Source organism: Flavobacterium sp. (assembly GCF_044369455.1).
In the GTDB taxonomy this organism is placed as follows: domain Bacteria; phylum Bacteroidota; class Bacteroidia; order Flavobacteriales; family Flavobacteriaceae; genus Flavobacterium.
In genome coordinates this window covers 69,300-83,465 of the sequence record NZ_JBIPLW010000003.1, presented here as the reverse complement: position 1 = coordinate 83,465, position 14,166 = coordinate 69,300, and the positions used below count along the sequence as shown (strand labels likewise).

The 14,166-nt window shown below is 34.3% G+C and carries 16 protein-coding genes; 1 reads left to right on the top strand and 15 read right to left on the bottom strand.

Going from position 1 to position 14,166, the window contains the following annotated elements; genetic code table 11:
* Positions 1-7 precede the first annotated feature (7 nt).
* The 7 genes from ACIQ2L_RS04170 to gcvP all read right to left on the bottom strand — a co-directional run bounded on the left by ACIQ2L_RS04170 (position 8) and on the right by gcvP (position 7,599).
* Complete coding sequence (locus ACIQ2L_RS04170; RefSeq protein WP_396156737.1) at positions 8-769, bottom strand: ABC transporter ATP-binding protein; 762 nt, start codon at positions 767-769, stop codon at positions 8-10.
* Positions 769-1,515: an MlaE family ABC transporter permease gene (locus tag ACIQ2L_RS04165; RefSeq protein ID WP_396156735.1), complete on the bottom strand. Its 747-nt coding sequence runs from the start codon at positions 1,513-1,515 to the stop codon at positions 769-771. The genes ACIQ2L_RS04170 and ACIQ2L_RS04165 overlap by 1 nt, the downstream gene beginning before the upstream one ends.
* Before the next feature lie 54 nt (positions 1,516-1,569).
* On the bottom strand, positions 1,570-2,418 hold the full coding sequence (locus ACIQ2L_RS04160; protein WP_396156733.1) for a glycosyltransferase family 2 protein: 849 nt from the start codon (positions 2,416-2,418) through the stop codon (positions 1,570-1,572).
* A 66-nt stretch (positions 2,419-2,484) separates the two neighbouring features.
* The gene (locus ACIQ2L_RS04155) at positions 2,485-3,015 is read right to left on the bottom strand and encodes a methyltransferase (protein WP_396156732.1); all 531 of its coding nucleotides are present in this window, start codon (positions 3,013-3,015) and stop codon (positions 2,485-2,487) included.
* Between the two features lie 88 nt (positions 3,016-3,103).
* Positions 3,104-4,162: a 3-oxoacyl-ACP synthase III family protein gene (locus tag ACIQ2L_RS04150; protein WP_396156730.1), complete on the bottom strand. Its 1,059-nt coding sequence runs from the start codon at positions 4,160-4,162 to the stop codon at positions 3,104-3,106.
* A 121-nt stretch (positions 4,163-4,283) separates the two neighbouring features.
* Entirely contained in the window at positions 4,284-4,664 is a 381-nt protein-coding gene (locus tag ACIQ2L_RS04145; RefSeq protein WP_396156728.1) for a group III truncated hemoglobin, read from the bottom strand.
* 91 nt (positions 4,665-4,755) lie between these two features.
* A complete protein-coding gene (gene gcvP, locus ACIQ2L_RS04140) occupies positions 4,756-7,599 on the bottom strand; it encodes an aminomethyl-transferring glycine dehydrogenase (protein WP_396156726.1) in 2,844 nt (947 codons plus the stop codon).
* A gap of 154 nt (positions 7,600-7,753) precedes the next feature.
* Between gcvP and ACIQ2L_RS04135 the strand changes: the two genes are divergently transcribed.
* Complete coding sequence (locus tag ACIQ2L_RS04135) at positions 7,754-8,527, top strand: hypothetical protein (RefSeq protein WP_396156724.1); 774 nt, start codon at positions 7,754-7,756, stop codon at positions 8,525-8,527.
* On the opposite strand, the gene ACIQ2L_RS04130 is transcribed toward ACIQ2L_RS04135, so the two are convergent.
* From ACIQ2L_RS04130 to purE, 8 genes are all read right to left on the bottom strand, one after another.
* Positions 8,507-8,962 (bottom strand): cell division protein, encoded by a 456-nt coding sequence (locus ACIQ2L_RS04130; RefSeq protein ID WP_396156722.1) that lies wholly within the window; start codon positions 8,960-8,962, stop codon positions 8,507-8,509. The two genes, ACIQ2L_RS04135 and ACIQ2L_RS04130, sit on opposite strands and share 21 nt — an antisense overlap.
* Before the next feature lie 9 nt (positions 8,963-8,971).
* Positions 8,972-9,349, bottom strand: coding sequence for a hypothetical protein (locus ACIQ2L_RS04125; protein ID WP_396156720.1), 378 nt, complete (start codon positions 9,347-9,349; stop codon positions 8,972-8,974).
* A gap of 11 nt (positions 9,350-9,360) precedes the next feature.
* On the bottom strand, positions 9,361-9,705 hold the full coding sequence (locus ACIQ2L_RS04120) for a hypothetical protein (RefSeq protein ID WP_396156718.1): 345 nt from the start codon (positions 9,703-9,705) through the stop codon (positions 9,361-9,363).
* The gene (locus tag ACIQ2L_RS04115) at positions 9,702-10,037 is read right to left on the bottom strand and encodes a hypothetical protein (protein WP_396156717.1); all 336 of its coding nucleotides are present in this window, start codon (positions 10,035-10,037) and stop codon (positions 9,702-9,704) included. Before ACIQ2L_RS04115 ends, ACIQ2L_RS04120 begins: the two co-directional genes overlap by 4 nt.
* Positions 10,038-10,091: 54 nt before the next feature.
* Positions 10,092-10,598: a GbsR/MarR family transcriptional regulator gene (locus tag ACIQ2L_RS04110; protein ID WP_396156716.1), complete on the bottom strand. Its 507-nt coding sequence runs from the start codon at positions 10,596-10,598 to the stop codon at positions 10,092-10,094.
* A 203-nt stretch (positions 10,599-10,801) separates the two neighbouring features.
* On the bottom strand, positions 10,802-11,401 hold the full coding sequence (locus ACIQ2L_RS04105; protein ID WP_396156714.1) for a hypothetical protein: 600 nt from the start codon (positions 11,399-11,401) through the stop codon (positions 10,802-10,804).
* 44 nt (positions 11,402-11,445) lie between these two features.
* Positions 11,446-13,503, bottom strand: a complete 2,058-nt coding sequence (locus ACIQ2L_RS04100) for a M3 family metallopeptidase (RefSeq protein WP_396156712.1) — start codon at positions 13,501-13,503, stop codon at positions 11,446-11,448.
* 170 nt (positions 13,504-13,673) lie between these two features.
* On the bottom strand, positions 13,674-14,159 hold the full coding sequence (gene purE, locus ACIQ2L_RS04095) for a 5-(carboxyamino)imidazole ribonucleotide mutase (protein WP_396156710.1): 486 nt from the start codon (positions 14,157-14,159) through the stop codon (positions 13,674-13,676).
* Positions 14,160-14,166: the final 7 nt, after the last annotated feature.

Here is a 14,166-nt window from a genome sequence, read left to right as displayed (position 1 = left end):
ACTTTTATTACTCTTTATTTTGTGCTTTTCTAATTTTTTTGAAAAGATTGGAGGAATAAACAAAGTCGGTAATAGCTTCGTTATCAGTTTTGAAAATATCTTTTTTGCTTCCTTCCCAAGCCAAAACACCTTCTTTTAAAAAAACAATTTTTTCTCCTATTTCCATTACCGAATTCATATCGTGAGTATTGATTACGGTGGTAATATTATATTCAACTGTGATTTCATGAATCAAATTGTCAATAATGGTTGCAGTTTTTGGATCCAAACCCGAATTTGGCTCATCACAAAAAAGATATTTCGGATTGTTTACAATGGCCCTAGCAATGGCTACCCGTTTTTGCATTCCTCCCGAAAGCTCTGAAGGTTTTTTTAGATTGGCATTTTGCAGATTTACCCTATTAATTACAAAATTGACGCGTTCTTTTATTTCGGTAGCCGATTTATTGGAAAACATTTTCAAGGGGAAACCCACATTTTCTTCTACTGTCATACTGTCAAATAAAGCACTTCCCTGAAAAACCATTCCAATTTCTGTGCGTAATTCTCTCTTTTCAGCATCTGAAAGTTCAGTATAAATTCTGCCATCAAAAGCAATAGTTCCTTTGTCTGGCGTGTGAATTCCGAGTAAACTTTTTAGTAAAACCGTTTTTCCCGAACCACTTTGTCCAATAATAAGATTGGTCTTTCCTGTCTCAAAAGTAGTTGTGATTCCTTTCAAAACTTTAGCATCGCCAAACGATTTCTCCACATTTTTTACTTCTATCATTAGGTTAAAAGTAATTGCGTTAATATATAGTTCATTAAAATGATAGTTACGGAAGTCCAAACAAAGGACACAGTACTTGCCTTACCCACTTCGAGTGCGCCACCTTTCATATAGTAGCCATGAAAGGATGGAATTGTTGCTAAAATCAAAGCAAAAATAAAAGTCTTAATAAAAGCATAAGTGATGTGAAACGGAATGAATTCCATTTGAAGACCGCCAATAAAATCAGCGCTATTTCCAAAACCTCCATAAACACTAGCGATAAAACCACCATAAATTCCCAAAAACATGGCTATTCCAATTACAAATGGATAGAGCAGTAGTGCAACTATTTTTGGAAAAACTAAATAATTCAAAGAATTTACGCCCATGACCTCGAGCGCATCAATTTGTTCGGTAACTCGCATAGTTCCGATACTTGAAGTGATAAAGGAACCCATTTTACCTGCCATGATGATCGAAATAAAAGTGGGGGCAAATTCTAAGATTATGGATTGTCTTGTCGCAAAACCGATGAGGTATTTCGGAATTAAAGGATTGGTTAGGTTCAATGCTGTTTGAATGGCTACAACACCGCCAACGAAAAATGAAATGAAAGCCACAATGCCGAGAGAATCAATAATTAAATCATCTATTTCTTTAAAGATTAATGTGCGCATTACCGACCATTTTGTGGGCTTTCTGAAAATTTCAGCCAGCATCAAAAAATATCTTCCGATTTGCGATAAATAGCGAACAAGCATCATAAAATAAAAATAATGGTAAAAATAGTTATAAGTTGTGAGTTATGAGTTTTTACTTTAGAACAATTTTTCTTTCATCTTTTGTAATCTGTATTTTCTAATGAATTTAGCTTGTTCATCAGTAACTAAAAGTGGTTTTTTTGCTAATTTAGCTTTCAAAAAGCCTTTAATGTAATCAATAGACAATAAAGGTTTTCCTTTTCGAAATGCTAATTTTAATGATGCAATAAAAGTGATAAAAAAGCCATAACCCAAACAATAAAAAGCTTCACCTTGCTTATACCTTGCAGCTTTGTTGTAATTCGCTCCGGTAGGTTTAAGATGTTTTACTTTTAACGTTTCATCAGTAACTACTTTCCAATTGCAAAATTTGCATAATAATTCGTCAACAGTATCCCAGCCCATTGCGGGTTTTAAACCTCCAATTTGCTGAAAACATTCTTTTCGATAGGCTTTAAAGGCACCGCGAATATGGTCTTTATCCGTAAGGTTTTCTAAAATCCAGTCACCATTTTTTTCGATGTAGGCAAATCCGCCCACCATTCCTATTCGTTCATCTGATTTGAAATGGTTAATAATGGTTTCAAAATAGTTAGATGGAAAAATTAAATCGGCATCGGCTTTTACAATAAAATCATACTCATCATCTAGCGTTTCTAATCCTTTTTGAAATGCTTGAATGACTTTGCTTCCTGGCAAGTGTATGGAATCTGAAGTTTTATTTACTAATGTTATCCAAGAATGTTTTTCTGAAAATCCTTTAACGATTTCAGCTGTTCTATCCGTAGAATTATCATTCACCACCACAATTTTTGAAGGTAAAACCGTTTGCTCGACCAACGATTGTATGGTTAGGGCAATAAATTTTTCTTCGTTGTATGATGGAATGACGATGTAATATTTCATTTTTAAATTCCAATTTTTTAAATTCCAAATTCCAACTGATATGAATGAAATTTTGGAATTTTGGATTTATTTTTTGGGATTTCTTACTGCATAAACAATATAATATCTGGGTGTAAAATAACGGAGTAAGGGACGGAAACCAAATTTTTTAACGGGATGCGTAAACTTTTCTTTATCGATGATTTTCCAACCTGTTTTTTCTAATAGCCAATCCAATTGCCAATCTTCAAATTCATGGTAATGTCGGTCCCATGTATCGGTTTTACTTCTGTAAGCAGGAGAAAACCACAAACGCAATGGAATGGATATTAATAATTTATCACATTTTACGTTTTCTAAAACCGTATAAGGGTTCAATAAATGTTCAAAAATTTCAAAAGCGGTAAAGACTTGATAAATTTCGTTTTGTAATGCCGATTGATCATTATCTAAATCTTCTCCTTTGGTATTTTTAACAGTATATCCATTTTCTTCCATGATTTTGGAAAATGGATTTGGAACTCCTAAATCGAAAATGGTTTCCGATGTGGAAATGTGTTTTTTTAGAAACTGAAGTGTAATGTTGAAGCGTTTACTTGGATAGGTCTTCTCGTACATGTAAAAAGTTTGTGGTTTATTGTTTGTGGTCTTTTCAAGGCAAAATTAACTATAAACCATAAACCATAAACTAAAAAACAGTTAAAAATTACATTCGGTATACAATAGCATTTACATTCATTCCAGCGCCAACCGACGCAAACATGATAACATCGCCTTTGTTTAGTTCTTGGTTTTCAATTTCGCCTTTAACCATAGAGTCATATAAAGTTGGAATAGTTGCAACGCTTGAGTTTCCGAGTTTGTGAATGCTCATTGGCATTATTCCTTCTGGCATTTTTTGGTCATAAAGTTTGTAAAATCGTTGCACTATTGCTTCATCCATTTTTTCATTGGCTTGATGAATCAATATTTTTTTTAGTTGATTAATATCAGTTCCACTATTATCAAGACATTCCTTCATAGCTTTAGGAACATTGCTTAATGCAAATTCATATATTTTTCTGCCATACATTTTAATGTAGCGAACATCAGGATTATGTGTAGTATTAAATGATTTTCCAAAGTATAAATAGTTTGCTTCATCATAAGAAAATGTTGCCGATTCATGGGCAAGAATTCCGCCATCATCAGCTGTAGCTTCAACAATAGTAGCACCTGCACCATCAGAATAAATCATAGAATCTCTATCGTGTGAATCAACCACTCTTGATAAAGTTTCTGCGCCTATGACTAAACATTTTTTTGCCATTCCGGCTTTTATAAATGCAGTTGCTTGGATGAATCCTTCAACCCAACCAGGACAACCAAAAAGCATATCATAAGCAACACATTTTGGGTTTTTAATTCGAAGATTATGTTTCACTTTAGAAGCTAAACTCGGTAACATATCGCCTTGGATAGCTCCTTTTTTTACATCGCCAAAATTATGAGCAAATATTAGATAGTCTAAAGTTTCAGGATCTATTTTAGAATCTTCAATTGCTTTACGAGCAGCAATCGTTGCTATATCTGATGTATTTAAATCATCAGTAACATACCGGCGCTCTAGTATTCCAGTGATTTCGAGAAATTTTTCAGCTACTACATCATTCGGATGCGGAAACGGAGTTCCGTCATCATTCAAAAAAACGTGTTCAGCAAAATTTTTATTGGATACTATTTCAGTTGGGATATAACTTCCAGAGCCTGTTATTTTTATGTTCATTATTCTAAAATTTCGTTACGAAATTATTAATAAAAATAGTTTTTGATTATATAATTTATAATTAATTGAAAACTATTGTGAATAATTCAAAAAAATCGTTAGATTATTGTTGAACTAATAATTATTTGTCTTTTTCTTTTGCGATTTTAATTTGCATTACAGTGGCAATACTTAGCGCTTGTGTTTTTATTTGCTCCGCTTTTTCGCCTTTAAAGTTTTCATCAACACTGTTATAAAAATGGTTAAGCCAAATTGTAAAAAGTTCTGGAGTTAAAGGTTCTTTTTTATGAATGTCCAAATGAATTTGGGTTAAATTTTTCGCATATCCGCCAGTTCCTAAAATCGCTTGCGACCAAAACGTCACTAAAATTGGTAAATGTTCTTCAATTTTTATTTTCACTACATCGGTAAAAATATAACTTATTGATTTGTCTGAAAGCAGTTTTTTGTAGAATTCGTCTACTAACAAATATAAGTCACTTTGGTTTTGAATATCGTTCATTTTTAATGTTTAAAGTTTAAAAATTGTTTGAGGGTTTAAAGTTAATCTGAACAACTTTAAACCCTTAAACAATTTTAAACAAATCTAAAACTTATATGTACGCTTCAATTGGAGCACAGCTGCAAACTAAATTTCTGTCGCCATAGGCCTCATCTGCCCGACGAACAGTTGGCCAAAATTTATTATCCGCTACATAATCCAAAGGGAATGCTGCTTGTTCACGAGTATAAGGATAAATCCAATTATCGGTAGTGACCATCATTAAAGTGTGAGGCGCATTTTTCAAAACATTGTTAGGGTTTTCAATGGTGGCAGCTTCTATTTCTTTTCTAATTGCGATCATTGCATCACAAAAACGATCTAATTCTTCCAAGTTTTCACTTTCAGTCGGTTCAATCATCATCGTTCCTGCAACAGGGAATGAAACAGTTGGTGCGTGAAATCCGTAATCCATCAATCGTTTAGCAATATCTGTTACTTCAATTCCTTTTTCTTTAAATGGACGGCATTCCAAAATCATCTCGTGTGCCGCGCGACCCATTTCTCCAGAATATAAAGTATCGTAATGACCGTTTAATTTTTCCTTGATATAATTGGCATTCAAAATAGCATATTCTGTAGATTTTTTCAAACCTTCAGCACCCAACATACAAATATAGCCATACGAAATTAAGCAAACCAAAGCCGAACCCCAAGGTGCTGCAGAAATAGCTGTGATAGCATTCTCTCCACCAGTTGGAATTACAGGATTTGTTGGCAAAAAGGGAACCAATTGTGGTGCAACACAAATGGGACCAACACCTGGACCGCCACCGCCATGAGGAATAGCAAAGGTTTTATGCAAATTTAAGTGACAAACATCAGCGCCAATGGTTGCCGGATTTGTTAAGCCCACTTGCGCATTCATATTGGCACCATCCATATACACTTGTCCACCGTGATCGTGAATGATTTGTGTAATTTCTTTAATGGCACTTTCAAAAACGCCGTGGGTTGATGGATACGTAACCATTAAACATGATAAATTAGCAGAATGTAGTATTGCTTTTTCACGTAAATCATCAACATCAATATTTCCGTTATCCAATGTTTTGGTAACCACAACTTGCATCCCAGCCATAGCAGCCGAGGCTGGATTAGTACCGTGAGCAGAAGATGGAATTAAAGCAATATTTCTGTGATGATCGCCACGTGATTGGTGATACGCACGAATAACCATTAGTCCTGCATATTCGCCTTGAGCGCCTGAATTGGGTTGTAAAGTGGTTCCGGCAAAGCCAGTAATAACATTTAATTGTTGCTCTAACTTAGTCAACATTTCTTGATAACCTTGCGCTTGGTCTAAAGGTGCAAACGGATGAATGTTGTTCCACTGAGCCATGCTTAGAGGTAGCATTTCTGCGGCAGCATTTAATTTCATTGTACAAGAACCTAAGGAAATCATGGAATGATTTAAAGCCAAATCTTTGCGTTCTAACATTTTGATGTAACGCATTAAGGCCGTTTCTGAATGGTACTTATTAAAAACATCATGTTGTAAAAAGGTAGATGTTCTTTCTAAATTAGAAGGTATTTGATTTCCGTTTTGCAAGTAAGAAATAGTAGAAGACTGTTTACCATTTGCTTTAGCAAAAATCGAAACTATTTTATTTAAATCAGTAATACTGGTGGTTTCATTTAAAGATATTGAAACGGTTTTATCGTCAACATAATAAAAGTTGACTTCGTTTTGTTCCGCAATTTCTTTTACCATTTTTGCATCCGTTTTGATGACGATAGTATCAAAATAGGCAGTATTGGTTTGGTATAAACCTAATTTTTCCAATTCATTTGCTAAAGTGGCAGCCAAAGCGTGTACTTTATTGGCAATATATTGTAACCCTTTTGGGCCATGATAAACCGCGTACATTCCTGCCATAACAGATAATAAAACCTGTGCTGTACAAATATTAGAAGTAGCTTTATCACGTTTGATGTGTTGTTCACGAGTTTGCAATGCCATGCGAAGTGCACGATTTCCATTAGTATCTACCGTTACACCGATAATTCTTCCTGGCATCGAACGCTTGTATTCGTCTTTAGTAGCAAAATAGGCCGCGTGTGGACCACCATAACCTAATGGAATTCCGAAACGTTGTGTAGTTCCAAAAACAACATCTGCACCCATTTCTCCTGGTGGAGTTAGTTTTACTAAACTCAAAATATCAGCTCCAACGGCAACTTTTATTTCGTTAGTTTTCGCTTTGGCAATGAATCCAGCATAATCATGAACTTGTCCAAATTTCCCAGGATATTGAAGAATTGCCCCATAAAAATCATTTGAAAAATCGAATTCTTCATGATTTCCAATTACTAATTCCACACCAATTGGAGTAGAACGGGTTTGTAAAACGGATAATGTTTGTGGTAAAATTTCATCGGAAACGAAGAATTTACAAACATTATTTTTCTTTTGGTCACGTGTTCTTACATCAAATAATAACGCCATGGCTTCTGCTGCAGCGGTACTTTCATCAAGAAGTGAAGCATTTGCAATCTCCATTCCGGATAATTCGATAACCATCGTTTGAAAATTTAGAATTGCTTCTAAACGACCTTGGGCAATTTCTGCTTGGTAAGGAGTATAAGCGGTATACCAACCTGGATTTTCAAAAACATTTCTTTGAATTACTGCAGGAATAATCGCTTGGTTATAGCCCAAACCGATATACGATTGGAACATTTTATTTTTATCCCCAAGCATTTTTATGTGGTTTGCAAATTCATATTCAGTCATGGCAGGATCTAAATCTAAATCTGTTTTTAAGCGAATATCATCTGGTAACGTTTCAAAAATTAGCTGCTCCATCGTTTCAGCATCAATAGTTTTAAGCATATGATTTAGGTCTTTCTCACGTGGACCTATGTGGCGAAGTGCAAATGCGTCTGTTCTCATTAAAAAGGTAGTTCTTAAGTGTTTTAATTATGCTAGTTTAAGCGCTCACAAAAGTAATTATTAATGTTTTAATTTTGTGCTAAACAATGTTTAATGTTTTCAGAATTTTTCAACTAATAACAACTGTTATTAACACTTTGACTACTTTTATATAATGCATTTTTTAAAACGATTTCTTGACTTTTATATTTATTCTTCTATTCACGTAGGTTTTGCTGTAATGGCTTTGGTTTATGTCACTACTTTTTCTTATGATTTGAGTAAAACCATTTTGTATCCAAGTTGTGTTTTTTTTGGAACTGTATTGGGGTATAATTTCTTAAAATATTTTTTTGTTTTACGGATTGGGAATTTTTATTCAAAGAAATATTATAATATTTTAGTCATAAGTCTTTTGGCTTTAATTGGATTTTTATGTTTCTTTTTATGTTTGAAACAGCGTATTCAAATTCATTTACTCTTTTCGGGAATAGCTGTTTTGGTTTATCCTTATTTACGAAAGTACGGTTGGTTGAAATTATTTTTAGTGAGTTTTGTGGTAACCTATATAACCGTTTTTATTCCTTATCAATCGGTTAAAGGGTTGCCACTCGATTTTTATGTCAATTTATTGCAACGATTTATAATTATAACAAGTTTACTAATTCCATTTGAAATTATGGACAGTAAGACAGATGCAATAACCATGAATACTTTGCCACAATTATTTGGAATTAATAAAACAAAAGTCTTAGGTATTTTATTAGTAATTCCGTTTATAGTATTAGAATTTTTAAAACAAAAAGCCGATTATTTGGTAATTCCAATTGGATTATTAACAATCTTATTTATCACTTTCACCACTTTAGAAAGAAATAAATACTATACCACTTTTTGGGTGGAAAGTGTACCGATTTTATGGTTGAGTTTACTTTTGTGCTTCAGCTAAATTTTTAACAAACTCATTTCTTTTTAGTAAAAAATCGGTTAGGTGTTTTTTGAGTAGTATTTTGTCAAATAGTTTTCCAAAAATCCCATAAGGTGTCTCGTATTGCAGAAAATCAATCATCACTGTAGTGCCATTTTGAGCGACAAAACTATGTTCGTGGCGAAAGGATTTAAAATGACCTTGTTCCATCTCATCAACAAAATAAGATGGTAGTTCCATTTCAGTGATTTTGCTTTTGTGTTTTAGATATACTCCGAAATGCTTGCCACGCCAAGTAACGGTTTCATTCCATTTAATTAGTCCAGAAGTTCTACCCGCTATGGCTTTTTCTTTTGATTGAAAAGTTGAAAGTTGGTGCACTTCGATGTTTCTAGATAGATCAAAAACGATTTGAATGGGTGCTCTTATTTTGGTGATGAGACGGATGGTGGTCATACGAGGTAATTATGCTTTTACTGCTATTGATTGGTTTTCTTTCGCTTTGCGTTTTCCTCTAAAGAAAAAATATAGGTTTAAGAAAAGCATTACTCCCAGATAAATAGTAAAGGCACCTATTTTGTAACTCAATTGTTCTATCAGATTTTGATAACTATCTTGATATAGATTCAATTCTAAAATCAACAGGGCAAAGCCCAAATTGAGCAGGTAAAAACCAGTTTCAAAGAGTTTGTTAGTAGCATTGGCAATTTCTTCGCGACCTTTAAAAATGTCCATCATATATACTTTACTGTTTTTAAAAAGTGTTCTAGAAACGTAATAAGTAAGAAATAAAGCAACTGGTAAATAGATGGCGTAACCGAATAAAATTTTTGTAGTTTCCATGATAATCGAATTTAAATTAATTTTTGAATGTATTTAGTAAGAACGAAAATGTTGATGTAATGCATTATAGCAATAGTGCCGACAATAATTGCTGATTTCAAAGCAATGACTTCGACCAATTGATGGAGTGATAGTATCTTTTCCCAAGAAATCAAAGTCATGGCGCAGTATCCAAGATTGAGTAAGTAATAGCCAACGAGTAAAATTTGATTGGCTTTTTGGCATAAATCTTCATGATCCGGAATCAAAGCAGCAACAAAGATATTGCCGTTGTCGTAGCAGATTCGACCTACTCTAACAATGATAATTCCTGTAATGAATAAGTAAATGAAGTAGCCAAGGATGTTGAGGTTCATAGTTTTCTTTTTTTATAGATAATAAAAGTAAGATACATTGCCAATATTGCTGGAATTGGAATCAAAGTGAAAGTAAGAATGTTGTTATAACCAATTTGGGCATTAACAAACCATGTGATGAAAAAGAGAATAACGCCTGCAGCATATACCTGAAGATATTTGTCCTTTGGTTCATCACGAAGCATTCCAAATCCGACTATGACCTGAAACAAACCTGTAAGCATTGTTGATATCAATCCCCAAAAGAGAAAGTTTTCATCTATAATTCCTATCAGGCAAAGCAAAATTGGAAATCCAACAAAGGCAAGATTGAGTTTAAATAGATTTTTCATAATTATCATTTGTTTTAAACTTTCAGAAAAAAATGAAAGTTTTGATTAAATTTTTTACTTTTTCATAAATTTAACTAACAATTGTGCCAACCAATTGTCTTTGTATTCGGTTATTTTGTCTAAAACATTATCAGCTTGTAAAACAAAATCGTACAGTTTTGTGGTTTGATCAACAAAGTATCTTTCTTCGGCTGTAGCATCTGATTTTATAGATGAAACTTCTTTCAATACTTTCAAAGCAGGTTTGATTTCGCGTTTGCTTCGCTCTCTTGAGATTTTTACGGCCAATTCGTCTAAATCTTTTTCTGCAGTAAAAAATTCTCTTCTTTCTCCCGCTTTGTATTCTTTATACACTATACCCCAATCCATCAAAGCTCTCAAATTCATCGAAGCATTTCCTCTCGAAATTTGTAGTTCCTCCATAATATCTTCCATCGAAACCGCTTCGTGTGACACCATCAAAAGCGCATGGATTTGTGCCATGGTTTTGTTAATGCCCCATTGGCTGCCCAGTGCACCCCAAGTTTGAACGAATTTATTTTTAGCTTCTTTGAATTCCATATGACAAATGTATAACAAAGTTTTTAAACTTTCAAAAATAAATGAAAGTTTATTTTAATTTTTTTAGCGTTTCCCTCCGGGTCGGGCTTTCCGCTACAAGTCCTCGCTTCGTCGTTCCTCCTTGCTGTGGGCTTTTCGCTGCAATCTCTAACGCGAAATCGTAAATAAAAAAACCGAAGCACTACTTCGGTTTTTGAAATATTTTAGATCTTAATATGACCCCAGTTTTCACCACTTTTAATTCGGCTGATTTGCATTTCACTGACTCCAAATTGCTTTGCAATCATTTTTAATCGCGTTTTTCGATCAGGTTTTGCCAACAATTTTTTTATTAACATCACTTTGACAACCGTAAGTTTTCTTCCGTCAGATTTTATATTGTGTTCTAATAAATTTTTTCTTGCCTGAATTACATAAGGACTTTGATTACTAAAGTCAATCATTTCTTGTCTTGTGGCCCATTTTAAATTCCTGTAATCATCATTGTCTCGTTTTCGGTCCAAATGCAAAACATAGGTTTGATCTTCGGATTCTTTTGGAATGAAAAACGTTGCAATAAGTTTTGAATAAAATAAATGTTTGTATTTTGGCTTGCCATTTATTACAGTTTTATAACTTACAATGTTATAGCCGTCTGCTTTAGCAGGTTTTAAAAGTCGACCAAATTTTATGTCTTCGATAAAGCTCATCAACCTTCCTTTGTTAGAAATTGCATATCGCAATTTTCGTTCATCTTCAAAAATAATTTCCCTAAACTCTTCGTTTGGTAAGAGCCTAATTGGAATCATAGGATTAAGTTTCATTATATTGTGGTATTAAATAGAAAGTACTAAACTACAATATTTTTTTAAAGTAACCCTGCTCTTTTTAATAACGCTTCCGGTTTTGGTTCTTGCCCGCGGAAACGTTTGTATAACTCCATTGGCAATTCAGTTCCGCCTTTTGACAATATAGTGTCTTTGAATTTTAACGCAGTTTCTTTATCAAAAATTCCTTTCTCTTGAAAGTAAGCAAAAGCATCGGCGTCTAAAACTTCTGCCCATTTGTAACTGTAATATCCTGAGGAATAGCCACCTTGAAAAATATGAGAGAACGAAGTACTCATACAATTTTCAGCCACATCGGGATAAAAAGTAGTACCATCCATAGCTGACTTTTCAAAAGATTTTACAGTAAGTATTTCTTGAGGTTCCCCATGAAAACTCATGTCTAATATTCCAAAACTCAGTTGTCGTAGCGTAGCCATTCCTTCTAAGAAACTTGCACTTTCTTTTATTTTGTCAACATATTCTTGCGGAATAATTTCACCCGTGAGATAATGTTTAGCAAACAATGCCAAAGCTTCAGGCTCATAACACCAGTTTTCCATGATCTGACTTGGCAATTCAACAAAATCCCAATACACTGATGTGCCCGATAAACTTGGATAGGTTGTGTTGGCTAGCATGCCATGTAAAGCATGACCAAATTCATGGAAAAGGGTAGTTACTTCATTGAAGGTTAGCAATGATGGTTTTGCTTCTGACTTCTCGGAAGAGACAATTGGTGGCGTAAAATTACAAACGATAGAAACGTGTGGTCTTTCGTTAATTTCCTCTTTTATATATTGAGGTTTAAATGATGTCATCCAAGCACCGTTTCGTTTGCCTTTTCTCGGAAAGAAATCGGTATAGAAAACGGCAACCAATTCATTTTTGGATTCCCGACTACTCGGGAATGACACTTCAAAAGTTTGCACATCTTCATGGTATTTTTCAATATCAAAAACTTCATTGAAGGTTATGCCAAAAAGTTTTTCAGCGATAGTAAAGGCACCTTTTAAAACATTTTCTAATTTGAAATAAGGTTTTAAAATTTCATCATCCAAATTAAACAACTTTTGCTTCAATTTTTCTGAATAATAAGCACCATCCCATTTTTCAAGATGGTCAATTCCGTCTAGTTCTTTTGCGAAAGCAGTCAATTGTGCAAATTCTTTTTCAGCTGCGGGTTTCGCTTTGGATAATAAATCATTTAAAAAAGATTGAACTTTTTCAGGTGTTTGGGCCATACGTTCTTCTAAAACAAAATGCGAATGCGATTTATAACCCAACAAACGGGCTCTGTCGTGACGCAAAGCCACTATGTTTTTTACATTCTCCTGATTGTCGTAATCATTTTCTTGGAATGCCTTTTTACCAGCAGCAATGACCATTTCTTTTCGCAATTCTCGGTTTTCGATATAGGTTATAAAAGGTAAATAACTTGGAAAATCTAAGGTAAACATCCAGCCTTCTAAATCATGAGATTTGGCTAAGGAACGTGCCATTTCTTTGGCACCATCAGGTAATCCTTTGATTTCAGCTTCGTTGCTGATGTGTAATTTATAGTTGTTGGTTTCAGCCAATACATTTTCGCCGAAAGTCAATTTTAATTTGGCCAAAATTTTATCTATTCCACGTAAAATTTCTTTTTTTTCATCCGAAAGTAAGGCTCCGTTTCGTGAAAAGCTTTTGAATTTTTTATCTAATAACGTAGCTTGCTCTGGAGATAATGTCAAAGTTTCTTTTTGATCGTAAACAGCTTTTACTCGTTTGAATAAGTCTTCGTTTAAGGCAATGTCATTACTGAAAGCGGTTAGTAAGGGAGAAACATTCTGAGCGATTTTCTGCATTTCGTCACACGTTTCTGCTGAATTCAAATTAAAGAAAATGGATGATAATCTATCGAGCGCTTCGCCTGAAAAATCTAGTGCTTCAATGGTATTTTCAAAAGTTGGTGCTTCAGGATTGCTGGTAATGGCGTCAACTTCGGCTCTGGCTTTCGCTATGTTTTCCTCGAAAGCGGGTTGGTAATCTTCTAATTTGATTTGGCTGAAAGGTGCCGTGTTGTGTTTGGTATTGAATTTTTGTGTTAAGATTTTCATAGTCATTGCGAGGAACGAAGCAATCTCGTTCTTTTAATTTATTTTGTTGTATCAATTTAGGTCTCTAGCCCCGATTGGAGAGGAAATCCTTTTTTAGTTTGTACTTCGACAGGCTCAGTATGACAAACTAAAAAAGATTGAAACGGAAAGCGGGAAATGGCTCCTATTAATTATTTTTTCATTTCATCCGATGATTTATTCACCGCGTCTTTCAGATTTTCTTTATAAACAAGAATTTTATCGAGCACTAATTTATCATGACTACCGATTATTTGTGCTGCCAGAATTCCGGCATTTTTTGCTCCGTTCAAAGCTACTGTTGCCACTGGAACACCTCCAGGCATTTGCAAAATTGACAAAACCGAATCCCAACCATCGATAGAATTACTGGATTTTACTGGAACTCCAATCACAGGCAAAGGCGACATAGAAGCCACCATTCCGGGCAAATGCGCTGCACCACCGGCACCGGCAATGATTACCGAAATGCCACGGGTATGTGCTTTTTTGCTGAACTCAAATAATTTTTCGGGTGTTCGGTGTGCTGAGACAATATCTACTTCGGTCTCGATGTCAAAACTTTTAAGGATGTCTATGGCTTCTTGCATTACAGGCAAATCTGATTTTGAACCCATGATTATCGCTACTTTGCTCATTTTTGAT

Coding starts and splice junctions, on each gene's coding strand:
- ACIQ2L_RS04120 (WP_396156718.1), bottom strand. CDS start 9,705: ATGAACCTCAACATCCTTGGCTACTTCATTTACTTATTCATTACAGGA.
- ACIQ2L_RS04105 (WP_396156714.1), bottom strand. CDS start 11,401: ATGAAACTTAATCCTATGATTCCAATTAGGCTCTTACCAAACGAAGAG.
- ACIQ2L_RS04160 (WP_396156733.1), bottom strand. CDS start 2,418: ATGAAATATTACATCGTCATTCCATCATACAACGAAGAAAAATTTATT.
- ACIQ2L_RS04110 (WP_396156716.1), bottom strand. CDS start 10,598: ATGGAATTCAAAGAAGCTAAAAATAAATTCGTTCAAACTTGGGGTGCA.
- ACIQ2L_RS04170 (WP_396156737.1), bottom strand. CDS start 769: ATGATAGAAGTAAAAAATGTGGAGAAATCGTTTGGCGATGCTAAAGTT.
- ACIQ2L_RS04135 (WP_396156724.1), top strand. CDS start 7,754: ATGCATTTTTTAAAACGATTTCTTGACTTTTATATTTATTCTTCTATT.
- ACIQ2L_RS04145 (WP_396156728.1), bottom strand. CDS start 4,664: ATGAACGATATTCAAAACCAAAGTGACTTATATTTGTTAGTAGACGAA.
- gcvP (WP_396156726.1), bottom strand. CDS start 7,599: ATGAGAACAGACGCATTTGCACTTCGCCACATAGGTCCACGTGAGAAA.
- ACIQ2L_RS04165 (WP_396156735.1), bottom strand. CDS start 1,515: ATGATGCTTGTTCGCTATTTATCGCAAATCGGAAGATATTTTTTGATG.
- ACIQ2L_RS04115 (WP_396156717.1), bottom strand. CDS start 10,037: ATGAAAAATCTATTTAAACTCAATCTTGCCTTTGTTGGATTTCCAATT.
- ACIQ2L_RS04150 (WP_396156730.1), bottom strand. CDS start 4,162: ATGAACATAAAAATAACAGGCTCTGGAAGTTATATCCCAACTGAAATA.
- ACIQ2L_RS04130 (WP_396156722.1), bottom strand. CDS start 8,962: ATGACCACCATCCGTCTCATCACCAAAATAAGAGCACCCATTCAAATC.
- ACIQ2L_RS04125 (WP_396156720.1), bottom strand. CDS start 9,349: ATGGAAACTACAAAAATTTTATTCGGTTACGCCATCTATTTACCAGTT.
- purE (WP_396156710.1), bottom strand. CDS start 14,159: ATGAGCAAAGTAGCGATAATCATGGGTTCAAAATCAGATTTGCCTGTA.
- ACIQ2L_RS04155 (WP_396156732.1), bottom strand. CDS start 3,015: ATGTACGAGAAGACCTATCCAAGTAAACGCTTCAACATTACACTTCAG.
- ACIQ2L_RS04100 (WP_396156712.1), bottom strand. CDS start 13,503: ATGAAAATCTTAACACAAAAATTCAATACCAAACACAACACGGCACCT.